Origin of the sequence: Paracoccus stylophorae (genome assembly GCF_028553765.1) — a bacterium.
Classification (GTDB): domain Bacteria; phylum Pseudomonadota; class Alphaproteobacteria; order Rhodobacterales; family Rhodobacteraceae; genus Paracoccus; species Paracoccus stylophorae.
In genome coordinates, this window is the sequence record NZ_CP067134.1 from 1,066,567 (window position 1) to 1,092,017 (window position 25,451).

Annotated in this window: 24 protein-coding genes; 9 read left to right on the forward strand and 15 right to left on the reverse strand. The window is 66.7% G+C overall.

What is annotated here, in order from left to right; translation table 11 throughout:
* The first annotated feature begins 45 nt into the window (after positions 1-45).
* The 4 genes from ftsZ (at position 46) to recN (ending at position 5,571) form a co-directional block, all read left to right on the forward strand.
* Positions 46-1,680 (forward strand): cell division protein FtsZ, encoded by a 1,635-nt coding sequence (gene ftsZ, locus JHW45_RS05270; RefSeq protein ID WP_272859891.1) that lies wholly within the window; start codon positions 46-48, stop codon positions 1,678-1,680.
* A gap of 229 nt (positions 1,681-1,909) precedes the next feature.
* Entirely contained in the window at positions 1,910-2,842 is a 933-nt protein-coding gene (gene lpxC, locus JHW45_RS05275) for a UDP-3-O-acyl-N-acetylglucosamine deacetylase (RefSeq protein ID WP_272859892.1), read from the forward strand.
* A gap of 237 nt (positions 2,843-3,079) precedes the next feature.
* Positions 3,080-3,880 (forward strand): outer membrane protein assembly factor BamD, encoded by an 801-nt coding sequence (locus tag JHW45_RS05280; protein WP_272860549.1) that lies wholly within the window; start codon positions 3,080-3,082, stop codon positions 3,878-3,880.
* Between the two features lie 44 nt (positions 3,881-3,924).
* Entirely contained in the window at positions 3,925-5,571 is a 1,647-nt protein-coding gene (recN, locus tag JHW45_RS05285; protein ID WP_272859893.1) for a DNA repair protein RecN, read from the forward strand.
* Between the two features lie 8 nt (positions 5,572-5,579).
* On the opposite strand, the gene JHW45_RS05290 is transcribed toward recN, so the two are convergent.
* The 6 genes from JHW45_RS05290 to JHW45_RS05315 all read right to left on the reverse strand — a co-directional run bounded on the left by JHW45_RS05290 (position 5,580) and on the right by JHW45_RS05315 (position 11,959).
* Positions 5,580-5,939, reverse strand: coding sequence for an RcnB family protein (locus tag JHW45_RS05290; RefSeq protein ID WP_272859894.1), 360 nt, complete (start codon positions 5,937-5,939; stop codon positions 5,580-5,582).
* A 143-nt stretch (positions 5,940-6,082) separates the two neighbouring features.
* A complete protein-coding gene (gene mmsB / locus JHW45_RS05295) occupies positions 6,083-6,970 on the reverse strand; it encodes a 3-hydroxyisobutyrate dehydrogenase (protein ID WP_419181854.1) in 888 nt (295 codons plus the stop codon).
* A complete protein-coding gene (locus JHW45_RS05300) occupies positions 6,952-7,959 on the reverse strand; it encodes an enoyl-CoA hydratase/isomerase family protein (RefSeq protein ID WP_272859896.1) in 1,008 nt (335 codons plus the stop codon). The genes mmsB and JHW45_RS05300 overlap by 19 nt, the downstream gene beginning before the upstream one ends.
* A 17-nt stretch (positions 7,960-7,976) precedes the next feature.
* The gene (locus JHW45_RS05305) at positions 7,977-9,122 is read right to left on the reverse strand and encodes an acyl-CoA dehydrogenase family protein (RefSeq protein WP_272859897.1); all 1,146 of its coding nucleotides are present in this window, start codon (positions 9,120-9,122) and stop codon (positions 7,977-7,979) included.
* An 86-nt stretch (positions 9,123-9,208) separates the two neighbouring features.
* Entirely contained in the window at positions 9,209-10,339 is a 1,131-nt protein-coding gene (locus JHW45_RS05310) for a carboxylate-amine ligase (RefSeq protein ID WP_272859898.1), read from the reverse strand.
* A gap of 117 nt (positions 10,340-10,456) precedes the next feature.
* On the reverse strand, positions 10,457-11,959 hold the full coding sequence (locus JHW45_RS05315; protein ID WP_272859899.1) for a CoA-acylating methylmalonate-semialdehyde dehydrogenase: 1,503 nt from the start codon (positions 11,957-11,959) through the stop codon (positions 10,457-10,459).
* Between the two features lie 100 nt (positions 11,960-12,059).
* Here JHW45_RS05315 and JHW45_RS05320 point away from each other — a divergent pair, with 100 nt between their 5' ends.
* The 4 genes from JHW45_RS05320 (at position 12,060) to JHW45_RS05335 (ending at position 14,999) form a co-directional block, all read left to right on the forward strand.
* The gene (locus JHW45_RS05320) at positions 12,060-12,971 is read left to right on the forward strand and encodes a LysR family transcriptional regulator (protein WP_272859900.1); all 912 of its coding nucleotides are present in this window, start codon (positions 12,060-12,062) and stop codon (positions 12,969-12,971) included.
* Positions 12,972-13,026: 55 nt separating this feature from the next.
* Positions 13,027-13,488, forward strand: a complete 462-nt coding sequence (locus tag JHW45_RS05325) for a CBS domain-containing protein (protein WP_272859901.1) — start codon at positions 13,027-13,029, stop codon at positions 13,486-13,488.
* 99 nt (positions 13,489-13,587) lie between these two features.
* Entirely contained in the window at positions 13,588-14,079 is a 492-nt protein-coding gene (coaD, locus tag JHW45_RS05330) for a pantetheine-phosphate adenylyltransferase (protein WP_272859902.1), read from the forward strand.
* Positions 14,080-14,273: 194 nt separating this feature from the next.
* Positions 14,274-14,999: a DUF2189 domain-containing protein gene (locus JHW45_RS05335; RefSeq protein ID WP_419181855.1), complete on the forward strand. Its 726-nt coding sequence runs from the start codon at positions 14,274-14,276 to the stop codon at positions 14,997-14,999.
* A 5-nt stretch (positions 15,000-15,004) separates the two neighbouring features.
* On the opposite strand, the gene JHW45_RS05340 is transcribed toward JHW45_RS05335, so the two are convergent.
* From JHW45_RS05340 to pyrC, 9 genes are all read right to left on the reverse strand, one after another.
* On the reverse strand, positions 15,005-15,724 hold the full coding sequence (locus JHW45_RS05340) for an SDR family oxidoreductase (protein WP_272859904.1): 720 nt from the start codon (positions 15,722-15,724) through the stop codon (positions 15,005-15,007).
* Positions 15,725-15,735: 11 nt separating this feature from the next.
* Positions 15,736-16,587 (reverse strand): fumarylacetoacetate hydrolase family protein, encoded by an 852-nt coding sequence (locus tag JHW45_RS05345; RefSeq protein WP_272859905.1) that lies wholly within the window; start codon positions 16,585-16,587, stop codon positions 15,736-15,738.
* A gap of 238 nt (positions 16,588-16,825) precedes the next feature.
* Positions 16,826-17,332: a bactofilin family protein gene (locus JHW45_RS05350; RefSeq protein WP_272859906.1), complete on the reverse strand. Its 507-nt coding sequence runs from the start codon at positions 17,330-17,332 to the stop codon at positions 16,826-16,828.
* Entirely contained in the window at positions 17,322-18,611 is a 1,290-nt protein-coding gene (locus JHW45_RS05355) for a DUF5930 domain-containing protein (RefSeq protein WP_272859907.1), read from the reverse strand. Before JHW45_RS05355 ends, JHW45_RS05350 begins: the two co-directional genes overlap by 11 nt.
* A 196-nt stretch (positions 18,612-18,807) precedes the next feature.
* The gene (locus JHW45_RS05360) at positions 18,808-20,205 is read right to left on the reverse strand and encodes a helix-turn-helix domain-containing protein (RefSeq protein WP_272859908.1); all 1,398 of its coding nucleotides are present in this window, start codon (positions 20,203-20,205) and stop codon (positions 18,808-18,810) included.
* 170 nt (positions 20,206-20,375) lie between these two features.
* On the reverse strand, positions 20,376-21,518 hold the full coding sequence (locus tag JHW45_RS05365; protein WP_272860550.1) for a multidrug effflux MFS transporter: 1,143 nt from the start codon (positions 21,516-21,518) through the stop codon (positions 20,376-20,378).
* Positions 21,519-21,647: 129 nt separating this feature from the next.
* Positions 21,648-23,135: a replicative DNA helicase gene (locus JHW45_RS05370; protein ID WP_272859909.1), complete on the reverse strand. Its 1,488-nt coding sequence runs from the start codon at positions 23,133-23,135 to the stop codon at positions 21,648-21,650.
* A 119-nt stretch (positions 23,136-23,254) separates the two neighbouring features.
* Complete coding sequence (locus tag JHW45_RS05375) at positions 23,255-23,926, reverse strand: orotate phosphoribosyltransferase (RefSeq protein ID WP_272859910.1); 672 nt, start codon at positions 23,924-23,926, stop codon at positions 23,255-23,257.
* Entirely contained in the window at positions 23,923-24,966 is a 1,044-nt protein-coding gene (gene pyrC, locus JHW45_RS05380) for a dihydroorotase (RefSeq protein WP_272859911.1), read from the reverse strand. The genes JHW45_RS05375 and pyrC overlap by 4 nt, the downstream gene beginning before the upstream one ends.
* Positions 24,967-25,112: 146 nt before the next feature.
* Between pyrC and JHW45_RS05385 the strand changes: the two genes are divergently transcribed.
* Positions 25,113-25,427, forward strand: a complete 315-nt coding sequence (locus tag JHW45_RS05385) for an antibiotic ABC transporter (RefSeq protein ID WP_272859912.1) — start codon at positions 25,113-25,115, stop codon at positions 25,425-25,427.
* The last annotated feature ends 24 nt before the right edge of the window (positions 25,428-25,451 follow it).

Consider the following 25,451-nt stretch of genomic DNA (forward strand, 5'->3'; position numbering starts at 1 on the left):
GGCAGCCCGGCCCGCCGGGAACATCGAATAAGACAGGCGGACACCATGAACCTCAATCTGATGATGAACGACGAAGACGAGCTGAAGCCCCGCATCACGGTATTCGGCGTGGGCGGCGCAGGCGGCAACGCGGTCAACAACATGATCGAAAAACAGCTCGACGGGGTCGAGTTCGTGGTTGCCAACACCGATGCGCAGGCGCTGGCCGGCTCTCGGGCGACCAGCCGGGTGCAGATGGGGCCCAAGGTGACCGAGGGGCTGGGCGCGGGCGCCAAGCCCTCGATCGGGGCCAAGGCCGCCGAGGAGACGATCGAGGATATCGTCGATCACCTGATGGGCGCGCATATGTGCTTCATCACCGCCGGCATGGGCGGCGGCACCGGCACCGGCGCCGCGCCGATCATCGCGCAGGCCGCGCGCGAGATGGGCATCCTGACCGTCGGCGTCGTGACCAAGCCCTTCCAGTTCGAGGGCACCAAGCGGATGCGCCAGGCCGAAGAAGGGGTCGAGGCGCTGCAGAAGGTCGTCGATACCCTCATTATCATTCCCAACCAGAACCTGTTCCGGCTGGCCAACGAAAAGACCACCTTCACCGAAGCCTTCGCGATGGCCGACGACGTTCTGTATCAGGGCGTCAAGGGCGTGACCGACCTGATGGTCCGTCCGGGCCTGATCAACCTGGACTTCGCCGATGTGCGCGCGGTCATGGACGAGATGGGCAAGGCGATGATGGGCACGGGCGAAGCCGCCGGCGACAACCGCGCCCAGGAAGCCGCCGAGCGCGCCATCGCCAACCCGCTGCTGGACGAGATCAGCCTGAACGGCGCGCGCGGCGTGCTGATCAACATCACCGGCGGCTATGACATGACCCTGTTCGAACTGGACGAGGCCGCCAATGTCATCCGCGACAAGGTCGACAGCGATGCCAACATCATCGTCGGCTCGACGCTGGACCCCGAGATGGAAGGCAATATTCGCGTCTCGGTCGTGGCGACCGGCATCGACGCCAGCGCCGGGGTCGAGGATGCTCCGGCACCGCGCCGCAGCATGGCCGAACCGCTGACCCAGAACCCGCAGGTGGCGCGCAAGGACGAACCCGCCGCCGCGTCCGAAGACGACATGCCGGTTCCGCCGCGCCGCACCCCAGCCACTGCCGACGCGCGTCCGGCCCAGGGTTCGCAGCCGGCGGCCGCGCGGTCCGAAGAGGACATGCCGCAGCCCGCCTATCAGCCGAAAGAGGCTGCGCGCCCCGCCGCGGTCCGGATCGAGGACGATGCGTCGGACTTCGTCGCGCCCCGCGCGCCGGCAGGGGGGCGCGGTCAGCCCGCGCCCGAGGTGATGGAACGCCTGCGCCGCGCCGTCGAACATCACGGCGAAGGCCGTCCGCAGCAGCAACCCGCCGCCCGCGCGCAGCAGCCGCAGCGGGGCCCCGAGGCCAGCCGCAACCAAAGCCGGATGAGCGGTCTGGGCCGGATGCTGGAACGGATGGCCGGACATGCGGGCGATCAGGGCGGCCAGCCCGCCGCCAAGCCCGCCGCCGGGTCGATTGCCGAACGGGTCAGCGACCGCGTCGCCGCCCGCGCGCGCCAGCAGGACACCGATTTCGACGATCTGGCCAATCCCGACAACGGCCAGGACAATGTCGAGATCCCCGCCTTCCTGCGCCGTCAGGCAAACTGAGCCGATCACGAAATCGTCAGCAACACTGACCTGAAGGGCCGCCCCGTGCGGCCCTTTTTCATTGTGGAATCAACGCCTTCAGCCTTCGCCACCTGAGGTTGCAGATGGGAGCGGGTCGATTGTTTCACCCCGTTACAATTCGTTAATTGAACGCTCATGCGCTTGTGCCTAGCTGATCCCATACCAGAGCGCTGAATTCTGGAAGGAACGGACGAAGGCAGGAACGATCATGCAGGCAACGCTGAAAAAAATGGTGACATTCGCGGGTGTGGGGCTGCATTCCGGCGCCCCTGCGCGTCTGGATGTGCATCCTGCGCCGGCCGGTCATGGTATCGTGTTCCGCCGGACGGATCTTGACCCGGCGGTCGATATCGCCGCGCGGTGGGACAATGTCGTGCCGTCGCGGCTGTGCACGCTGCTGATGAACGATCAGGGCGTCACGCTGTCCACCGTCGAACATATCATGGCCGCGCTGGCCGGCACCGGCATCCATAACGCGCTGCTGTGCGTGGACGGGCCGGAAATCCCGATCCTCGACGGATCGTCGGCCCCCTTCGCGCGCGGCATCCTGCGTGCGGGCATCGCGCTGCAACCGGCCGATCTGCGCGCCATCCGCGTGCTGCGCCCGGTCGAGGTGCGCGACGGTCAGGCCTTTGCGCGGCTGACCCCGGCCGATCATCTTGAGATCGAATTCCAGATCGATTTCGTGGACGCCGCGATCGGTCATCAGCAGAAGCGTCTGGACATGGCGAACGGCGCGTTCCTGCGCGAACTGGCCGACAGCCGCACCTTCTGCCGCCAGTCCGATGTGGACGCGATGCGCAAAAGCGGGCTGGCCCTTGGCGGCACCTATACCAACGCGGTCGTGGTCGATGGCGCCGATGTGCTGTCGCCGGGCGGTCTGCGCCACGCGGATGAGGCTGTGCGCCACAAGATGCTGGACGCCATGGGCGATCTGGCGCTGGCCGGTGCGCCGTTGCTGGCGCGCTATACCGGGCACCGGGCGGGTCACGCCATGACCAACAAGCTGCTGCGGGCGCTGTTCGCCAATCCCGCGAACTGGACCTGGGAAACCTGTTCGCCGGCGCTGGCGGATCGTCTGCCGGGGGCGGGTGTCGCGCATTACGGCGATCTGGCCGGGCTTGAGGTTGCCGCGCTGTAACGGCGCGGAGGCCGGGCCCGAGTCGCGCGACCGCGACCGCCGCCGTACGATCTTTGACCCCATGGAAATCAGGCGTGAAATTCAACGCATTGCCATTTTGCGCCCTCTGATGTTCTGTGCTAGGACGTGCCGGCAGCACGGCCTGAAACGGGCGGCCGCACGTCAGAATCGTAGGGCAGGGTAAAGATGGCGCGCTCGAAAATCTCGGCTTCCATGATGGCTGCGGTGCTTGCAGGGATGACGCTGGCGGGATGTTCCTCGCTTGGTTCGGACGATGGCGACAAGACGAATCTGGACCGTTTCACCGCCGAACAGATCTACAAGCGCGGCGAATACGAACTTGAAAACAGCCGCAAGCCCGAAGATGCCGTCTTCTATTTCAGCGAGGTCGAGCGTCTTTACCCCTATTCCGAATGGGCCAAGCGCGCGCTGATCATGCAGGCCTATTCGAACCACCGCGCCCGGAACTATGAGGAGGCGCGCGGTGCAGCGCAGCGGTTCATCGACACCTATCCCGGCGACGAGGACGCGGCCTATGCCCAATACCTGCTGGCGCTGTCCTATTACGACCAGATCGACGAGGTCGGGCGCGATCAGGGGCTGACCTTTCAGGCGCTTCAGGCGCTGCGCGCGGTGATCGAGCAATATCCCGACAGTGAATATGCCCGCAGCGCGATCCTGAAATTCGATCTTGCCTTCGACCATCTGGCCGCCAAGGAGATGGAGATCGGGCGCTATTACCTCAAGCGCGGACACTATGCCGCGTCGATCAACCGTTTCCGCGTCGTGGTCGAGGAATTCCAGACCACCGGACAGACCCCCGAAGCCCTGCTGCGCCTGGTCGAGGCGTATCTGGCGCTTGGCCTGACCGACGAGGCGCAGACGGCGGGCGCGATCCTTGGCTATAACTTCCGTTCGTCGCCCTTCTATGACGACGCCTATCGCCAGCTGCGCGGGCGCGGTCTGGCGGCCGAGGCGCAAGGCGACAACTGGCTGACCAATGTCTATCGGCAGATGATTCAGGGCCGTTGGCTTTAATGGTAATCGATCATGGCGCGCTAGGACGCGCCGGGTGATGCGCGATGCTGCGAAGCCTTGAAATCCGCGACATGCTGCTGATCGACCGGCTGGACCTGCGGTTCGGGCCGGGCCTGAACGTGCTGACCGGCGAGACGGGGGCGGGCAAATCCATTCTGCTGGATTGCCTGGGCTTCGTGCTGGGCTGGCGCGGGCGCGCCGATCTGGTGCGGCAGGGCGCGCCGCAGGGCGAGGTGACAGCCGTGTTCGACCTGCCCGCCGACCATCCCGCGCGCGAAATTCTGGCCGAAGCCGCCATCGCGACCGAAGACGACGAACTGATCCTGCGCCGGGTGAACGCAGGCGACGGGCGCAAGACCGGGTTCGTGAACGACCGCCGCGTCGCGGGCGATGTGCTGCGCCGCCTGTCCGATGTCATGGTCGAACTGCACGGCCAGCACGACGATCGCGGTCTGCTGAACCCGCGCGGCCATCGTGCGCTGCTGGATGCGTTCGGCGCGCTGGATCTGTCGCCGGTCCGCCGGTCCTGGGCGGCGCGGCGCAAGGCCCGACAGGATCTTGCCGACGCCGAAGCCGCGCTGGCCGCCGCCCGCGAGGAAGAGGATTTCCTGCGACACGCCGTGGCCGAACTGGACGATCTGGCCCCCGAACCCGGCGAAGAGGCGGCGCTGGACACCAGTCGCCGCGCCATGCAGGCCGCCGAACGCATCCGCGACGATGTGGTGCGCGCGCTGCAATTGCTGGGGTCCGAGGGGGCCGAGGGCGCGATGCTGGACGCAAGTCGCTGGCTGGAAACCTCGGCCGAGCGTGCGGACGGGCGGCTGGATGAACCCATCGCCGCCCTGTCGCGCGCCCTGATCGAACTGGGCGAGGCGCATCGCGGGGTCGAGGATGCGCTGACGGCGATGGAGTTCGACCCTGCCGCGCTGGAGGCGACCGAGGAACGGTTGTTCGCCCTGCGCGGTCTGGCCCGCAAGCACAACGTCCTGGCCGACGATCTGGCCGGGCTGGCCGATGAACTGCGCGCCCGCCTTGGCCGCATCGATTCGGGCGAGGCGCAGATCGTGGACCTGCGGGATGCGGCGCAGGCGGCCGATGCCGCCTATGACCGCGCCGCCGCCGACCTAAGCCGCTCCCGGCAGGAGGCTGCCGGCCGGCTGGACAGGGCCGTCTCGGCCGAGCTTGCGCCGCTGAAGATGGACCGCGCGGTGTTCGAGACGCGGCTGACCCCCGCCGACCCCGGCCCCGACGGGCGGGATGCCGTGGCCTTCACCGTCGCCACCAATCCCGGCGCGCCGGCGGGCCCATTGGACAAGATCGCGTCGGGCGGCGAATTGTCGCGTTTTCTGCTGGCGCTGAAGGTCTGTCTGGCGCGCAGCAACGATGCCTTGGTGATGATTTTCGATGAGATCGACCGCGGTGTCGGCGGCGCGACGGCGGATGCGGTGGGCCGGCGGCTGAAGCGTCTGGCGGATGAGGCGCAGATCCTGGTCGTGACCCATTCGCCGCAGGTCGCGGCGCAGGGCGCGCATCATTTCAGGGTCGCGAAAAGCGTGTCGGACGGCATGACGACCTCGACGGTCGAGGCGATGTCCCCGTCCGAACGGATCGAGGAAATCGCGCGGATGCTGTCGGGCGACCGGATCACCGATGCCGCGTCGCACGCCGCGCGCGCGCTGCTGGACGGCTGACGCCGGGATCAGTCCAGCACGTTGATCGCGCGCAGGACGGACATGATCTTGCCGGTCTGCGCGTCGATGCGGACCAGATTGCCGTTCACGATGGCATAGCGATGGCCGCTTGGCGCGTTGCTGAGACCGTAACGCCCCGGATGCGTCACCAGATGCACGTTTTGCGGATCGACGATATCGCCCACGGTGACGGCAGCGGCTGGCACCGGTTCAGGTGCGCGGCGCTCGGACTGGGCGACGATGGCTGCCGCCGGCGTCAGTTCCGGCTCGGGCGTCTGCGACGGGCCGGGCGCGGCAAGAGGTGCAGCAGGCGACAGGACCAGCACCAGTCCTGCCGCCGCGGCGGACAGAAAGTGATGCGTCTGCATGCTCGTATCCTCGGATCATGTGCCGACGGAACAGCATGGCTGGCCGGACGGTTCCGGATTTCCGCGATGCCGGCATCAATCCGCCGTGACCTGTGGCCGCAACGCCACATCCCACACTGCCGCCACCGGGGCCGCGTCGGCGATCAGGCGCGGCTGCGGCCCACAAAGCGCGGCAGCATGGCGGAAAAATCCCGTCCCTTGCCGCCCTCATCCTCGACAAAGCTGCGATACAGCCGCGTCGCCAGCTCGCCCATCGGCGTGTCGGCATCCGAACTTTCGGCGGCTTCCTGCGACAGACGCAGATCCTTCAGCATCAGTTCGGCGGCAAAGCCCGGACGATAATCGTTGTCCGCAGGCGATTGCGGCCCGACGCCGGGGGCCGGGCAATAGGCGTTCATCGACCAGCTGTAACCCGAACTGGTCGAGACGACGTCGAACATCTTCTGCCGGTCAAGGCCCAGCTTGTCGGCCAGCGCGAACGCCTCGCATGTGGCGATCATGGTGACGCCAAGGATCATGTTGTTGCAGATCTTGGCCGCCTGACCCGCCCCCGATTCGCCGCAATGGACGGCCTTCTGGCCCATGATGTCGAACAGCGGCTTTACCGTGTCGAAGGCCGGTTCGTCGCCGCCCACCATGAATGTCAGCGTGCCGCCCTGCGCGCCGCCGATCCCGCCCGACACCGGCGCATCCAGCGCGCCCAGACCGGCCTTGCTGGCCTGTTCCGCCACGGCGCGGGCGCTGTCCACATCGACGGTGGAACAGTCGCAGAAGACGGCGCCGGACCGCATCGCGGGAATGATCTGGTCGGCGACCGAACGCAGGATCTGACCGTTGGGCAGCATGGTGATGACGACATCGGCGTCGGCGGCCGCCTCGGCCGCGCTGGCGGCGGCGATGACGCCTTCGGGTTCCGGCGCGGCGGTGTCGTAACCCAGAACCTCGTGACCGGCCTTGGCCAGATTGGCGGCCATCGGCGCGCCCATGTTCCCCAGACCGATGAAACCGATCTTCATGCCTGTTCCTCCCAGTGCAGTTCGTTTTCGCCAAGCGGCGCCAGCAGCGCCTTGACATGCTCGGCCGAGGCGTCGGCCGTCCAGTTCGGGTTGCGGTCCCGGTCGATCAGCTGCGCCCGCACGCCTTCAAGGAAATCCGTCTGGGCGGTGGCGCGATAGGTAAAGCGGTATTCGCGGCTGAGCGAATCCTGAATCCGGCGGTCGCCGCGCGCGGCGCGCACCAGTGCCAGACCGGCGGCCATCGACAGCGGCGAGTTGCGCCGCAGCACCTTCAGCGTCTCCTCGTCCCCGGCCTGTTCCAGCGCGGCGCGGATCTGGGCGACGTCGCGGCCGCCAAAGGCCGACAGATCGCGCGTGGCCAGCGGGGCAGGGGGCGGGGTCACGCCCACGATGCGGGTGGCGTCGCCGGTTTCTTCAAGATCGGCGATCACCGCCGGCCATTCGGATTCGGGCAGATAGCTGTCGGCAAATCCGGCGTGGATCGCGTCGCCCGCCCCCATGCGCGCGCCGGTCAGCGCCAGATATTCGCCGATCCGCCCCGGTGCGCGGGCCAGCAGCCACGTGCCGCCGACATCGGGGATCAGGCCGATCCCCGCCTCGGGCATCGCGATCTGGGTCGTGTCGCCCACGACGCGATGGCCCGCATGGCCGCCGACACCGACGCCGCCGCCCATCACGAAGCCTTGCATGAAGGCCACGATCGGCTTTGGATAATCGGCAATCGCCGCGTTCATCCGGTATTCGTCGTGGAAAAAGCTGCGGCCTTCCTGGTGATCACCCTCCAGCCCGGCGCGATAGACCGCCGCGATGTCGCCGCCCGAACAGAAGGCACGCTCGCCCTCGGCGTCGATGATGACCAGCTTGACGTCCGGATCGTCGCGCCAGTCGTCCAGCGTGGCATGGATCGCCCTGGCCATCTCGTGGGTCAGCGCGTTCAGCGCCTTGGGCCGGGTGAAGGTGATGCGCCCGGCGCGGCCCGATTTGCGGATGTTCAGATCGTCCATGCGTGTCCCCCGGTGGTTCAGCCGCGTTCGGCCAGCAATGCGCGACCGACGATCAGCCGCATGATTTCGTTCGTGCCTTCCAGAATCTGGTGCACGCGCAGGTCGCGCACGATCTTCTCGATCCCGTAATCGGCCAGATAGCCGTAACCGCCATGCAGTTGCAGGCACTGGTTGGCGACGTCGAAGGCGCGGTCGGTGACGTAAAGCTTGGCCATCGCGCAGAACTTGGAGGCGTCGGGCGCGCCGGTGTCAAGTTTCCACGCCGCCTGCCGCAGAAAGATGCGCGCCGATTGCAACGCGGTTTCCATGTCGGCCAGACGGAACTGCAGCGCCTGGAACTGGTCCAGCGATTTGCCGAAGGCGCGGCGTTCGCCCATATAGGCCAGCGTCGCATCCAGCGCCGCCTGCGCGCCGCCAAGCGCACCGGCCGCGATGTTCAGCCGGCCGCCGTCAAGCCCGGCCATGGCATAGGCAAAGCCCCGCCCTTCCTGGCCCAGAAGGTTTTCGGACGGGATCACGCAATCGTCGAACTGCACCTGCGAGGTGGGTTGCGCGCGCCAGCCCATCTTGTCCTCAAGCCCGCCAAAGCTGAGACCGGGGGTGCCGTCCTCGACGATCACGGTGCTGATTCCGCGGGGTCCGTCCTCGCCCGTGCGGACCATCGCGATATAGACGTCGGAATAGCTGCCGCCCGAGATGAACGCCTTTGTCCCGTTCAGCCGCCAGCCCTGGTTCGTCTTTTCCGCGCGGGTCCGCAGCGCCGCCGCGTCCGAGCCGCTGCCCGGTTCGGTCAGGCAATAGCTGAAGACCTTTTTCATGCTGCACAGATCGGGCAGCCAGCGGTCCCTGTCCTCGGGCTTGCCGAACTTGTCGATCATGCCGCCGCACATGTTGTGGATCGACAGGAACGATCCCACCGCCGGGTCGGCCATCGCCAGCGCCTCGAACACCAGGGCGGCGTCCAGCCGGCTGAGGCCCGATCCGCCATGATCCTCGCTGACGTAAAGCCCGCCAAAGCCCAGTTCGGCGATCTCGGACCACAGGTCTTTTGGAATCGTGCCCGCCGCCTCCCATTCGCGGGCGTGGGGGGCGATTCGGGTCTGGCCGAAATCGCGGGCCATGTCGAAGATGGCCTGTTGTTCCTCGGACAGTGCGAAATCCATCTGGCGGTCCCCCTGCGGCTGCGTTCACCCGAACGACTGTCTAATCGGCGAATCTTGCGACATTGTTACAAGCATCGTCTGCCGGATCACAGGTCACGGCGAAATTCCTCGATCAGGTCCATGACGACGGCGCGCATCGCCTGATCCTGCGTCGCGCCGGCGGCCAGCGCCCCCGATCTCAGCCTGCGCTGACGGTCGGCCGAGGTGCCGGCGGCCACCATGTCGCGCAATCCCGCGATGGCGTGCTGGCTGTCCAGCGCATCGGCGTCCTCGGCCACAAGCGCGATCCAGTCCTCGGTCAGCCGGTCGAAGGGCAGGATGCGGTGATCGCCGAAATCGATCATGCCTTCGGCGGTTCCATACCGGATCGCACGCCACCGATTCTCGCCCAACAGGAAATTGTCGTATTCGCGCCAGCGCGTGTTTCCCCGCGACAGCCGCCACAGCATGCGCATCGTCGCCTGGATCAGCGCGGCCAGCGTGATCGTGTCGCCAAGGCGCGGACAGGCGTCGCAGATGCGGGTTTCCAGCGTCGGAAACTTGGCGGACGGCCGCAGATCCCACCAGATCTTGCTGGCGTCCTCGATGATCTCCAACTCGGTCAGCGCCGCGACCGAGCGTTCGAATTCGCCCCAGCTTCGCATCCGGGGCGGCAGCCCGGTGCGCGGCAGATCGCCGAAAATCGTGCTGCGATAGGATGCAAGCCCGGTATCCTCGCCCTGCCAGAACGGGCTGGATGCCGACAGCGCCAGCAGATGCGGCAGGAAATAGGACAGCTGGTTCATCAGGTCGATGCGCATGGCCGGGTCGGGCAGCCCGACATGCACATGCATCCCGCAGATCAGCATCCGCCGCGCCACCGCCGCCATGTCGCGCGACAGGACGTTATAGCGTTCCTTGTCGGTGTGGTGCTGGTCGCGCCAGTCCGCGAACGGATGGCACGAGGCCGAAATCGGCGCCAGCCCGTATTCTGCGGCGATCCGGGCGATGGTGCCGCGCAGATGCAACAGCCGCTCGCGCGCCTCGGCGATGTCGCGGGCGACGGGCGTGCCCACCTCGATCTGGCAGCGCAAGAATTCCGGGCTGACCTGATCGCCCAGCTCGGCCTTGCAGGCCGCCATCATCGCATCCGGCGCCTCGGCCAGATCGCCGGTTTCGGGATCGACCAGAAGATATTCCTCCTCGATCCCAAGGGTAAAATCGGGTTCTGCGTTCATCCGGGCCCCTTTGCCGACAGGCACGGCGCGCAACAATGCCGCGCGCCGCCGGGTCTTGCGACAGTCCGGGACCAGCCTGCCCCGGACCGCCGTCTATCTGGACGCGAAGGCCCGGATCTAGTCCATGGCCTTGAAATACAGCCCGCCGCCTTCGTCCTTGATCCCCGAGAACCAGCGTTCTGTCACCGTCTTCGTCTTGGTGTAGAAACGGAAGGCGTCGGGACCGTACTGGTTCAAATCGCCGAAGCCCGACTTCTTCCAGCCCCCGAAGGTATAATAGCTGAGCGGGACCGGGATCGGAAAGTTCACGCCGACCATGCCCACATTGACCCGGCTGGCGAAATCGCGCGCCGTATCGCCATCGGCGGTATAGATCGCGGTGCCGTTGCCATATTCGTTGTCCATGACCAGTTTCAGCGCCTCGTCATAGTTCTGGGCGCGGACGGTGGACAGGACCGGGCCGAAGATCTCTTCCTTGTAGATCTCCATGTCCGGCGTCACCCGGTCGAACAGCGACGGGCCGCAGAAGAACCCGTCCTCGTATCCCTGGATCTTCAGATCGCGGCCGTCGACGACCAGTTCGGCGCCGGCATCGACGCCCGAGGCGATCAGCCGGTTGATCCGCTCTTGCGCGGCCTTGGTGATGACCGGGCCGAAATCGACGTCATCGCCCGCCGTATAGGGGCCGACCTTCAGCTTCTCGATCCGGGGCACCAGGCGTTCGATCAGCGCGTCGGCGGTCTTTTCGCCGACCGGCACCGCGACCGAAATCGCCATGCAGCGTTCGCCCGCCGCACCGAAACCCGCGCCGACCAGTGCATCCGCGGCCTTGTCCAGATCGGCGTCGGGCATGATCAGCATGTGGTTCTTGGCGCCGCCGAAACACTGCGCGCGCTTGCCGTTCGTCGCCGCGCGGCCATAGATATACTGCGCGATCGGCGTCGATCCGACAAAGCCCACCGCCTGAATGGTCGGATGGTCCAGAATGCCGTCGACAGCCTCCTTGTCGCCGTTGACCACTTGCAGCACGCCATCGGGCAGACCCGCCTCTTGCGCCAGTTTCGCCAGCGCGATCGAGGTCGAGGGGCAGCGTTCGGAGGGCTTCAGGATCATCGCGTTGCCGGCCGACAGCGCCGGCCCCATCTTCCACAGCGGGATCATGGCGGGAAAGTTGAACGGGGTGATGCCCGCGACCACGCCAAGCGGCTGGCGCATCGAATACAGGTCGATGCCGGGGCCGGCGTTGTCGGTGAACTCGCCCTTCAGCATCGCCGGCGCACCCATGCAAAGCTCGATCACCTCAAGACCGCGCTGCACGTCGCCGCGCCCGTCGGGCAGCGTCTTGCCGTGTTCCGAGCTGACCAGTTCGGCCAGCATGTCCATGTTCTCGTTGATCAGCTGTCCGAACTTCATCATCACCCGCGCACGGCGCTGCGGGTTGGTGGCGGCCCATTCGACCTGCGCCTTTTCGGCGCTGGCGATGGCCGCATCCAGCTCGTCCCGGCTGGCCAGCGCGACGCGGGCCTGAACCTCGCCGGTGGCGGGGTTGTAGACGTCGGAAAAGCGGCCGGACGTGCCCTTGACCTCTTTGCCGTCGATCCAGTGGTGAATCTCTTTCATCGTTTCCTCCTTGGCGGTTGGTTGCACCATAGCCTTGCGGAAATGTCGGCAAAAGAGGCAGTGTGGCAAAAGGGTTTTGCGTTTTTGCAAGGGCGGCGCGATGGATTGGGATGATCTGCGCATTTTTCTGGCCGTCTCGCGCGCGGAAAGCCTGTCGGGGGCGGGGCGGCGACTGGGCATGGACGCCTCGACCGTGGGGCGGCGGATCGCGCGGCTGGAACAGGCCGTCGGCGCGGTGCTGTTTGCCAAGACGCCGCAGGGTTACGCGCTGACGGCCGAGGGCGGGCGGCTGATCGTTCCGGCCGAGGCTGCCGAAAAGGCCGCGCTGACCGTGGCCGAGGCCGCACGCCGCGACGAGGGGATCGGCGGGCAGCTGCGCATCGGGGCGCCGGACGGGTGCGCGAACTATCTGCTGCCGCAGGTCGCGCGGCGTCTGGCCGAGGCGCATCCAAAGCTGGAAATCCAGATCGTCTCGCTGCCCCGCGTCGTGAACCTGTCCAAGCGCGAGGCGGACATGGCGATTGCCGTCTCGCCTCCGGATACGGGCCGGCTGACCGTGCAGCGGCTGTCGGATTACCATCTGCATCTGGCGGCGCATCGCGACTATCTGGCCGCGCGTCCCCCCATCGGCGATCTGGCCGACCTGAAGGCGCATCGCATGATCGGATATATTCCCGACATGATCTTCGACCGCGAACTGGATTACCTGTCCGAAACCGGGGTCGAGACGGCGGCGATCAGTTCCAATTCCGTGTCCGTCCAGATGCAGGCGATTCGCGCCGGCGCAGGGATCGGCATCGTCCACGACTTCGCGATCCCGTTCGTGGACGGGCTTCGGGTCCTGCTGCCCGACCGCATCGCGCTGCGCCGCAGCTTCTGGCTGTTGCGACACGCCGACGACCGCGATTCGCGACGTCTCAGCGTTCTGGCCGACGCGCTGGCGCAGGGCGTCCGGGCCGAAATCATCCGACTGGAATCGCAGGTTTTCGCCGCAGCGGACCGTTTCGCTTGACGCGGGGCGATTCGGGTAAAATGATGAACGCAACCATGCCGCGAAGGAGAATGTGATGCTGGTCAGACAGTTGCTTTCGATGAAGCGGGATTCGGGCAAGCCCGGAATCGAGGCCGACAACATCATCACCATCCGCCCCGAGGCGACGCTGGCCGAGGCCGCGCAGCTTCTGGCAAAGCAACGGATCGGCGCGGTCGTGGTGTCCGCGGACGGAAAGACCCCCGACGGCATCCTGTCCGAACGCGACGTCGTCCGGCAGATGGCCAAGGGCGAGGCCGACATGCTGTCCACGCCCGTGTCCACGGTGATGACGCGCGAGGTGCAGACCTGCAAGACCGGCGATGACGCGCTGGCAATCCTGGAACGGATGACGGCGGGACGGTTCCGCCACCTGCCGGTGGTCGACGATCAGGGCCACATGCTGGGCGTGGTCTCCATCGGCGACGCGGTCAGCGGCAGGCTGAAGGAACTGGCGGCCGAAAAGGACGCCCTGACCGGCATGATCATGGGCAGCTGATCCCGGCCGTTTTCGGGGCGGTTTTTTGGGACATGCGCTTGCAATCCGGTGCCGGATCGGATTTTTCTTGGGCGTGACCATGCACAAGGACGGTTGAAGATGCGCATCGGCCTTTATCCCGGCACCTTCGACCCGATCACTTTGGGACATGTCGATATCATCCAGCGCGCCATGGCGCTGGTCGATCGGCTGGTGATCGGCGTCGCGATCAACCGCGACAAGACGCCGCTGTTCGATCTTGAGGATCGGGTGGCGATGGTGCGCCACCAATGCGACGCCATTGCCGCCTGCGCCGGCGGCGAGATCCTGGTGCATCCGTTCGAGAACCTGCTGATCGACGCGGCCCGCGACGTGGGCGCGACGGTAATCGTGCGCGGGCTGCGCGCGGTGGCGGATTTCGAATACGAATTCCAGATGGTCGGCATGAACCGCGCGCTGGACGCCAGTATCGAGACGGTGTTCCTGATGGCCGATGCCCGCAGGCAAGCCATCGCGTCCAAGCTGGTCAAGGAGATCGCCCGGCTTGGCGGCGACGTGTCGCGCTTTGTCCCGCCCGAGATTGCGCACGCCCTGCGCGAACGCTTTGGCTGAATAACCTGCTTTTCGTTGCGCGGTCCGCGATTCCGCCCTAATCTGCCGCTGAGGGAGCGCGCGCGAGATGGGAGTATATGTTGACCAGATCACACGCGACCGAGCCTCGGCCGATCCCCGAACCGCCGCGCCGTCCGCTGCCAGACCCGGCGCCGGACATTCCCGACGAACTGCCTGATCCCGCCCGGATCGAGATGACCGATATCGCCGCCGCCCTGTCGGCGGGCTGGAACGATTTTCGCCGCGCGCCGGCCTTTGGCCTGCTGTTTTCCGCCTTCTACGTGCTGGGCGGGCTGGTGCTGGCGGCGGTCGCGCTGGCCTCGGGGCGCGAATGGTGGCTGATCCCGTTCATCCTGGGATTTCCGCTGATCGCGCCCTTCGCGGCCATCGGGCTTTACGAGGTCAGCCGCCGGATCGAGGCGGGACAGCCGCTGGACTGGCGCGCCGTGCTGGGCGTCGTCTTTGCCCAGAAGGACCGGCAGATCCCGTCCATGGCGATGGTGATCCTGCTGCTGTTCATGTTCTGGGTGTTCGTCGCCCACACGGTCTTTGCGCTGTTCATGGGCGTGTCGGCGATGACCAACATCACCAGTTCGGCCGAGGTGTTCATGACCGCGCGCGGGATGATGATGCTGACCATCGGCACGCTGATCGGCGGCGGGTTTGCGGCCGTGCTGTTCGCGTTCACCGTCGTCGGACTGCCCGTCCTGCTGGAACGAGAGGTCGATTTCATCACCGCGATCATCGTCTCGGTCCAGGCGGTGGCCGAAAATCCGGTGGTGATGGCAGCATGGGCCGCCATGATCGTGATCCTGCTGGCGATGGGGATCGTGCCGTTCTTCCTTGGCCTGCTCATCGTGCTGCCGGTGCTGGGCCATGCCAGCTGGCATGTCTATCGCCGGCTGATGCCCGATGACTGAAGGGTTCAGCCGCGCCCGATATAGGGCATGTTGGTGGCCATCACCGTCATGAACTGCACATTGGCGCCCCGGGGCAGGCGCGCCATGTGCAAGACGGCGTCCGCCACGATGGATACGTCCATCATCGGCTCGGCCGGCGCCTCGCCCTGGCTGACCTCGGCCAACAACTCGGTTCCGGCATTGCCGACGTCGATCTGGCCGCAGGCGATGTCGAAATCGCGCCCGTCCAGCGACAGGCTGCGGGTCAGGCCGGTGACCGCGTGTTTCGAGGCGGTATAGGCGATCGAGCCCGCGCGCGGGACATGGGCGGCGATCGAGCCGTTGTTGACGATCCGCCCGCCCTGCGGTCGCTGCGCGCGCATGACCCGAAAGGCGGCGCGGGCGCACAGGAACATGCCGGTGACGTTCACGTCGATGACGGCGCGAAACGCCTCCGGCGACAGCTGATCGGGCGTGGCCGGTGCGACGCCGCGCCCGGCATTGTTGAACAGCACGTCCAGCCGTCCCCATTCCGACACGATCCGGTCGAAGGCCAGATCGACGGCGGCATCGTCGGTCACGTCGCAAGGCAGGATCAGCGCGGGCTGACCGTCGGCGGTTTCGTGCAGCGCGTCTTCGCGCCGCCCGATCAGCGCAGTGCGCCAGCCGTCCTTTAGGAAACGCCGCGCAGTGGCGCGGCCGATGCCGCTGCCTGCGCCGGTGATGACGATGCCCGCCCGGTCCATGAATGCCCCCTTCAGCCCTGGATCCGCTGAGTTTGCACCCCCAAACCGTCGATGCCAAGCCGCATCACCTGACCGGGTTGCAGATAGACCGGGGGTTTCTGGCCCATGCCGACGCCCGGCGGGGTGCCGGTGGTGATCAGATCGCCCGGCTCCAGCGTCGCGAAGCGCGAGCAATAGGCAACAAGCTGCGCCGGCCCGAACACCATGGTCGCGGTCGTGCCGTCCTGATGCCGATGTCCGTCCACCTCAAGCCACAGATGCAGCCCGGCCGGATCGGCGATTTCGTCGGGGGTGACAAGCCACGGGCCGACCGGGCCGAAGCCGTCATACCCCTTGCCCTTGTCCCAGGTGCCGCCGCGACGGATCTGCCAGTCGCGTTCGCTGATATCGTTGATCACGCAATAGCCGGCGATGTGATCCAGCGCCCGATCCTCGGGAATGTCCCGACCGCCGGCGCCGATCACGATGCCCAGTTCGACCTCCCAGTCGGTGGCGGTCGAGCCGGGCGGCAGTTGCAGATCGTCGTCAGGCCCGGCGATGGAACTGGTCCATTTGGTGAAGATGATCGGCTCGGCCGGCACGTCCATCCCGGCCTCGGCGGCGTGATCGGCATAGTTCAGGCCGATGCCCAGGAACTTTCCGACCCGCCCGACGCAGGCGCCAAGGCGCAGATCCTGCTGCGGCCGGCCATCGATCAGCGGCAGCGATTGCGGGTCCAGTGCGGCCAGATTTTTCAGCCCCTCGGGCGTCAGCACCGCGCCCGCGATATCGTCGACATGGGCCGACAGGTCGCGTACGCGGCCTGACCGATCCAGAATTCCGGGCCGTTCGCGGCCGCGCGGGCCGTGGCGGACAAGTTTCATCTTCCCTCCGTTATCGTTGTGTCATGCACGCACCGCCGCGCGGCGAACCCGCCTGACGTCGCGTCAGCGCAGACCATAGCCCGAAACCGCCCGGATCGTTTTCGCCGATCCCTGCATGCTGAATGCTGCGTGCGGCGATAATACAATCCGCGATCCGCAGCGCCCGCCAAAGACGCGAACGGCCCGCGCGATGGCGGGCCGGGTGCTGTCGGGCCGGGTGGTGCGCGAGGCGGCCGTGTCAGCCGGCCTGCGGCGCGGCCAGTTTCTTGGGGTTGCCGTTGGCCAGCGGATCTTCCTGCCGCTGGACCGATCCTTCGAAATGGGCGCCGGATTCGATGGCGATGGTCTTGTGGATGATGTCACCCTCGACCCGGGCGGTGGCCGACAGGCGCACGCGCAGGCCGCGGACGCGACCGACGACGCGGCCGTTCACCACCACCTCGTCGCCGACGATTTCGCCCTTGATGGTCGCCGTCTCGCCGATGGTCAGCTGATGGGCGCGGATGTCGCCTTCGACATTGCCCTCGATCTGGATATCGCCTTCGGTCCTGATATTGCCCGCGACGGTCAGATCCGACGACAGAACCGACGGCGTGGCGCGCCGGGTGGGCGCCGAGGCCGAAGGCTGCTCTCTGGTCCGTTCGGCGGCGGCGGGCTGCTGCGCGGCAGGCTCGGCCGCGGGGGCGGACGAGGACGCGGGTTGCTGCGAGGGACGATTTTCGGTCACGCGGGTCTTACTGAACATTGCTTGCTGCCTTGATGAAGCTCATCGGGTCGACCGCCCGGCCTTTCATGCGCACCTCGTAATGCAGATGCGGCCCGGTCGAGCGTCCGGTATTGCCCATATCACCGATCAGATCGCCTTGCGACACCCTTTGTCCCGTCTTCACGCGGATTCGCGACAGATGTCCGAACCGCGTCTCGACGCCCAGCTCGTGCTGGATCTTGATCAGGTTGCCGTATCCGCTTTGCCGACCCGCGAATGTCACGACGCCGTCGCCGGTCGAATAGATCGGGGTGCCGACGGGGCCGGCCAGGTCCACGCCCTCATGCATCCGGCCCCACCGGCGCCCGAAGCCCGAGGTATAGCGGAACGCGGATTTCACCGGCATCGCCAGCGGCAGTTTCTCGATCGCGATGCGATAGGTGTTCATCTGGTCCAGCGTGACGATGATCTGGTTCGCCTTCGTCTCGCCCTGCGTCAGCGCGGCGTTGCCGCGGGTCGAATAGGACAGCGGCGTCAGCGGCCCGCCATGCCCCGAAAAGCCCTGGCGGATCGTCTTCAGCACCTCGTCGGGGTTCATCCCGACCGAGCGGAACACATCGTCCAGCGGCTCGACCGAGATCGTCACCGCATCCTCAAGCCGGGTCAGGATCTCGTCGTTGCGGGCGATGATCTGGTCGCGCTGCGTTTCCAGATCGGCCGCCGCGGTGCGCGCCGCCTCGGCCTGTTGCTGCGCCTCGCTGCGTTCGGCCGCGGCGTCGCGCAATTCACCCGACAGGATGTCCAGCGCGACCGACACCTCTTGCGTGCGATCCGGGTCCTGCGCATCGGGGCCTTGGACCAGTTCGACCGTCCGCTGCGCGTCGTCGCGTTCGCTGATCGCGTCGCGCAGCGTCGATTGCACGACGTTCAGCCCGGTTTCCAGCTCGCGACGGCGTTCCTCGGACGACAGCAGCTTGGTCTGCATCTCGGACACCTGGTCCAGCGCGACGGCAAAGCGGTTCTGGGCGGCCAGCGCCTCGGCGGCGCGGGCGTCGCGTTCGGCGGACAGCTGGCTCAGCCGGGCTTCGAAATCGCCCTGCGCCTGCACCATCCGGTCGCGCGAACTGCCCGAACTGACCGCGTCGATCACCAGGATCGAGCTTGCGATCAGCATCCAGCCAAAGCCAAGCGTGATGCCGCCGATCCCCAGAAGCTGCGTCACCGGTCGCAGCCGAACGAAGCGCGTGGCATCGTCGGACCGCAGGAAAAGACGCTGTTCAGGCAGAAAACGCTCAAGCGAGCTGTTCAGTCGGTTCATCACGTTCAGTGGCAAGTCCTGTCCCCCGGTGACACTTACCCGTTGCGCGCGGGTTGTGTTGGTTCCGTTGGTCATGCGGTAAACAAGACCTGTGCCTTCATGGCAACATGCCAGATGCCGGGCCCGTGCCAGATGCGCGGATACATGCCTTTGCGGGCGAGTTTCCGCCGAAACGGGCCGGATATGGGTCATGGGGTCACGCGATCTCGTAGGGAAGCGGGCCGTTGCGGTCCGCGGGAATGCGCAGGGGCCGGTCGATGGGCGGCACCGAACGCTGATGACAGTCGGGGCGCGGGCAGATCCGGCAGGAGATGCCGATCGGCTCGAACGCGCGGGGTTTCGTCAGGTCCAGCCCGTCGGCATAGACCAGCCCTTCGGCATGCGCGATCTCGCACCCCAGGCCGATGGCAAAGCGGCGCACCGGCGCGTTGAAGGCGCCGGCATGTTTCGACACGTCGCGCGACAGCAGCAGATAGCGCACGCCGTCCGGCGTCTCGGCCAGCTGGCGCAGGAAACGGCCGGGCTGCTCGAACGCGCGATGCACGTTCCACAAGGGACAGGCCCCGCCGAAACGGGCGAATTGCAGCCGCGTGGCGGAATGGCGTTTGGTGATGGTGCCGGCCTGATCGACGCGCACGAAGAAGAACGGCACCCCCTTGGCGCCGGGCCGCTGCATCGTGGACAGGCGATGGGCGACCTGTTCCAGCGACGCATCGAACAGATGCGCCAGACGTTCCAGATCGTGCCGTTCGGCCCGCGCCGCCGCCATGAACGCGCGATAGGGCATCAGCGCGGCCCCCGCGAAATAGTTTGCCAGCCCCAGACGCGCGATCTGGCGCGCGCTGTCGCTGCGGAAACGCGCCAGATCCAGCGTCGCCTCCAGCAGGTCGGATTGCCGTTCCAGCGCGACCAGATGCAGCATCTGGAAAAGCCGCGTCGGCGCCTCGGCCGCGGCGTTGACCTGCAATTCGTCGCCGCTGCGCCGGAAGACGGCATTGGCGGGCAATTCCATCAGCGACACGCGGATGCCCTTTTCGGCCAGTGCCCGCGTCGCCTGCTGCCACGGATCGGCGCGCTGCCCGCCCGGACAGGCAAAGCGTTCCGCCGCCCGGTCCACCGCGTCAAGATAGTTGTCGCAGTAGTGAAAGAAGTCGCGCACCTCTTCCCAGGGCGTGGACAGGGTGTTCTGCCCGGCCGCGCCGATGGCCTCGTCCAGCGCGGCCAGGCGTTCCTGCCCCTGCCGATGCGCGCGGTAGAGGTCGAGGAATGCGCGCGCCAGGATCGGCGTGTTGGTCGCGGCCAGCCGCAGATCGGCCAAGGGCGGGGTCGCGTCGAACAGCGGATCGGCCAGCGCCTCCTGCATGTCGATGACCATGCGGTCGGCGTCGCCCGCCGCCAGCGTCGTCAGATCGACGCCGAATTCCTGTGCCAGACGCAACAGCACACCGGCCGAGATCGGGCGGTGGTTATTCTCCATCTGCGACAGATAGGGCAGGGACACGCCCAGCCTTTCGGCAAACCGCCTTTGCGTCAGCCCCGCCCGCGCCCGCGTCTCGCGCAGCGATGTGCCCGCATAGATCTTCTGTGTCGCCATGACCGCCCCCGAGTTTTGCAAATCCGCGTCTAGCGTTTGCAAAGCCTGCGGGGCAAGTCTCGTCGCGCCGGCGTGATGCGGCAAGGGCAGGATGGAGGCTGGCAGGACAGGACAGGTCATGCAGAACAACATGACCCAAATGCGTTAAGATAAGTTTTCCAGCCGCCGCGTCAGCCGGCCCTTGCCAATTGCCGTTCGCGGCGCAGCACCCATAGCACCGCCAGCAGCGATCCCGCGGCCGAGGCGCACATGATCACCTGCAACGGCGTCGAGCCCGATCCCGGTTGCAGCAGCGCACCGGCCAGCGCGGACAACGCGGCACCGCCCGCCACCGCCAGCGCACCGCCCAGACCGCTGGCCGTTCCGGCCAGTTCGGGACGCACGCTCATCATGCCGATATTGGTGTTGGGCAGCACCAACCCGTTGCCCAACCCCATGAAGGCGATGGCGCCGAAAAAGATCAGCGGGGTCATCGCCCCCCACAGCGTCGTCAGCAGCGACAGCGCAAGTGCCGCGAAACAGACGACCGCGCCGATCAGGATCATCCGGTTCAGCCCGATCTGCGCGGTGTAGCGGCCAGACAGGAAGTTTCCCGTCAGATAGCCAAGCGAGGGGGCGGCAAAGAAGTAACCCACCTGCGCCGGCGTCAGGCCGAACACCCGCTCGCCCACGAAGGGCGCACCGCCCAGATAGGCGAAGAAACAGCCCGACGACAGCGTCGCGGCCAGGCAATAGCCCCAGAACCGGTGCGAGCGCGCAAGGACCGGATAATTCTCGATCTGCCGGCGCATCGGGATGCCGCCGCCGCGCACCGTTTCGCCCATGTCCTGCCAGGCCAGCGCCAGCGTCATCAGCCCCAGAACGCCCATCATCGCGAAATTGGCGCGCCAGCCGAACGCCTCGTCCAGCACGCCGCCGATCACCGGCGCCATCATCGGCACCACCGCCATGCCCATCGTGACATAGCCGATCATCGAGGCGGCGCGGGCATCGTCATAGATGTCGCGCACCGCCGCGCGCGACAGCAGCATGCAGACCGACACCATCGCCTGGATCATCCGGAACAGCAGGAAGATGGCGACATTCGGCGCGATCAGCGTGCCGACCGTCGCCAGCGCAAAGATCGCCAGACCGGCCAGCGCGACGGGCCGGCGCCCGAACCGGTCGCTGACCGGACCGGCCAGCAGCTGGATCACCGCGCTGGCGCCGATATAGGCCGACACGGACAGCTGCATGATCGCGTAATCGACGCCGAAATCGCGCGCCATGCCGGGCAGCGAGGGCAGGAACACATTCATCGACAGCGCGCCCATCCCGGACAGCGCCACCAATGTCAGCGGGTGCGGCGGCGTCCTAGCGGCCCGCAACGCACGCGCGCCCCGTCGCCCGCAACCGGGTGCCGTGAGATGTCGGGCCGGACACGGGGAACAGTGCCACCTGGCTCAGTCCCATTGGCTCTGGCGGTCCCGGGCGAGGTTGCCGAACCGGGTGAACTGCCCCTCGAAGGACAGCTCGATCGTGCCGATGGGGCCATGGCGCTGCTTGCCCAGGATCACCTCGGCCTTGCCGTGGACCTGTTCCATGATCTGCTGCCATTTGGCCATCGCGTCCAGATCGCTGTCCGAGGGTTTTTCGCGTTCGCGGTAATATTCCTCGCGGAAGACGAACATGACGATGTCGGCGTCCTGTTCGATCGACCCCGATTCGCGCAGATCGGACAGTTGCGGGCGCTTGTCCTCGCGGTTCTCGACCTGACGCGACAGCTGCGACAGCGCGATGACGGGGATGTTCAGTTCCTTGGCGACGGCTTTCAGCCCCTGCGTGATCTCGCTGACCTCGTTGACGCGGCTATCCTTGGCGCTGGCGGCTTTCAGAAGCTGAAGATAGTCCACCATCAGCACGTCCAGCCCGTGCGTGCGCTTCAGCTTGCGGGCGCGGGCGGCCAACTGGTTGATCGGCAGGGCGGGCGTGTCGTCGATATATAGCGGGCAGTTCTGCAGGGCGTGCGCGGCCTCGACGAAGCGGCGGAATTCGGCCTCGTCCATGTTGCCGCTGCGGATGCGCTCGGACGGCACCTCGGCCGCCTCGGACAGAATGCGCGCGGCCAGCTGTTCGGCGGACATTTCCAGGCTGAAGAACCCGACCACGCCGCCCTCGACCGTGCCCTGGGTGCCGTCGGGACGCTCGCCCGTTTTGTGGGCCTTGGCGATGTTGAAGGCGATATTGGTCGCCAGCGAGGTTTTCCCCATCGAGGGCCGGCCGGCCAGGATGATCAGATCGGAATTGTTCAGCCCGCCCATCTTGCCGTCCAGATCCACCAGCCCGGTCGAGATGCCCGACAGCTTGCCGTCGCGCTGATAGGCGGCATTGGCGGCCTGCACCGCGCCGGTCACGGCCTTGAGGAAGGACTGGAACCCCCGCTCGGCCACGCCCTGTTCGCCCAGCTTGTAAAGCGTCTGTTCGGCGGCCTTGATCTGTTCCTCGGCGTCGTCGCCCACCTCGACGCTGGAGGCGCGGGCCGAGATGTCCTGACCCAATCCGATCAGTTCGCGCCGCAGGGCGAATTCGCGGATCATCTGCGCATAGTCGCGCGCCGCATAGGCCGAGATCGCCGCCGCCGCCAGCCGCGCCAGATAGGGGGCGCCGCCCAGCTCCTTCAGCCCCTCGTCATTCTCCATGAACGCCTTGATGGTGACGGGGCTGGCCAGCGCGTTCTTGCGGATCCGTTCGGAACAGATCTCGAAGATGCGGGTGTGGACGGGGTGATAGAAATGTTCGGGCTTGATGATCTGGCTGACGCGGTCGAACACGTCGTTATTGGTCAGAAGCGCGCCCAGCAATTGCTGTTCCGCCTCAAGCGAGAAGGGCACCGCCTGCTTTTCGTCGTCCTGACCTTCCTGTCCCGGAATGATCGCGCGCAAGCTGCTCATCTGTTCCCCGTCCCGTCTGTGGTTCCGCCATCCTTCTAGCCCAAGCCGCCGCGCCGGGGAATGCCGTGGCGGCCGAAAACGGTGCGTGAAACTGTGGACAGGCTGTGGATAAGCCGGCGTCAGCCGTTTGCCGCCTGCCAGCCACGCGGGTCGGTCAGGAAGGTGCGCACCTCGGTCAGCGTCCTGTCGTCAAAGGCTTGCTGGACCCGCGCCTCTTCCAGCACGTCCCACCAGGTGCAAAGATGATGCAGCCGCACGCCGTGGTCGGACAGGCGCTGCGTCGTTTCAGGGAAGATGCCGTAATAGAAGATGACGGCGGTGTGGGCGCAGGTCGCGCCGGTGTTGCGGATCGCATCGACAAAGGACAGCTTGCTGCCGCCATCGGTCGTCAGATCCTCGACCAGCAGGACGCGCTGACCTTCGGTCATCACGCCCTCGATCCGTGCGTTGCGGCCGTAGCCCTTGGGCTTCTTGCGCACATAGGTCATCGGCAGGCCCAGACGTTCGGCCACCATCGCGCCGAAGGGGATGCCCGCCGTCTCGCCGCCGGCGACGTTGTCGAACGCCTCGAACCCCGCGTCGCGCAGGACCGTGGCCGCCAGAAAATCCATCAGCGTCCGGCGCACGCGCGGAAAGCTGATGATGCGGCGGCAATCGACATAGGTCGGCCCCTTCAGGCCCGAGGCATAGGTGAACGGCGTCTCGGCGTTGAAATCCACCGCCCTGATTTCCAGCAGCATCCGGGCGGTCAGGCGGGCGATTTCCTCGCGCGCGGGAAAGGGCAGGGTCATGCGTCCTCCAGATGCCAGAACAGCGGAAATCCGGGATCGAAAAGGGTCACGCTTTCGTCCCCGGCGGCGATCTGGGCCGGATAGGCGGCGGGCGTGTTGCGCCGGGTCAGGCGCACCCGGTCCTCGTTGGGCGGCATCCCGTAAAAGGACGCGCCGTTCAGGCTGGTGAACGCCTCCAGCCGGTCGAGTGCGTCCTCTTCCTCGAAGACATGGGCCAGGATCGACATGGTGTTCGGCGCGGTGAAACAGCCCGCGCAGCCGCAGGGTTGCAGCTTGTCGCGGTCGGGATGGGGGGCGCTGTCGGTGCCCAGAAAGAACCGCGCCTCGCCCGATGTCGCGGCCTCGCGCAGGGCCAGGCGATGGGTTTCGCGCTTGGCGACGGGCAGGCAGTAATAATGCGGGCGGATGCCGCCGGCCAGGATGGCGTTGCGATTGATGACCAGATGATGGGTGGTGATCGTGGCGCCCAGATCGTCGCCGCCCGAACGGGCATAGGCGACGCCGTCCGCGGTGGTGATATGTTCCATCACCACGCGCAGCCCGGGCGTGGCACGGCGCACCGGGTCCAGCACCCGGTCGATGAACACGGCCTCGCGATCGAAGATGTCCACCTGCGGGTCGGTGACCTCGCCGTGGACGCAAAGAGGGATTTCCGCCTCGGCCATCGCCTCCAGCACCGGGCGGACGCGACCCATGTCGGTCACGCCGCTGGCGGAATTGGTGGTCGCACCCGCCGGATACAGCTTGACCGCGCGGATGATGCCGTCGCGATGCGCGGCGATCACGTCGGCGGGATCGGTCGTGTCGGTCAGATACAGCGTCATCTGGGGCCGCAGCGCCGCGCCTTGGGGCAGTGCGGCCATGATCCGGTCGCGATAGGCGGCGGCCTGCGCGCCGGTGACGACCGGCGGCACCAGGTTGGGCATGACGATCGCCCGGCCGAAGCCGGCCGAATGTCGCGCCACCGCGGACAGCATCGCACCGTCGCGCAGATGAAGATGCCAGTCGTCCGGACGGCGGATGGTGATGCTGTCGGTCATGGCCTGCCTCTTGGCATGGCGGCCCGATCTTGCCAAGGGTCACGATTTATTATTGACCAACTGTTCAAAAGTTTCACTTGCAACCATATCTGCAATGAGGGAAAACGGCATTGTCGGGCTTGGCCCGCGACATCAAGGACAATTTTATGACACAGAAGATCAACCTCATCTCGACCGTCGGGGCGCCCTATCGCGTCTGGGCGCAGATGGCCCGGATTGCCTTTGATTCGCAGATGGTTATCGGTTTCCGCATGGCGGGAATGATGGGCATGATGGCGCAGTCGCCGGGCGAGCCGTTCCGCATGATCGCCGAAAAGCAGGCGGCGGCGTCCGAATCGCTGTTCGCCACGGTGCAGGCCGCCGGGCGCGGCGTGCGCGCCGATCGTGTGGTGTCGGCCGCGCTTCGCCCCTATGGCAAGCGCACGCGGGCCAATTCGCGCAGGCTGTCGCGCAGCAGCTGAGCCGTCGCGCGGCTCAGGGCCGCA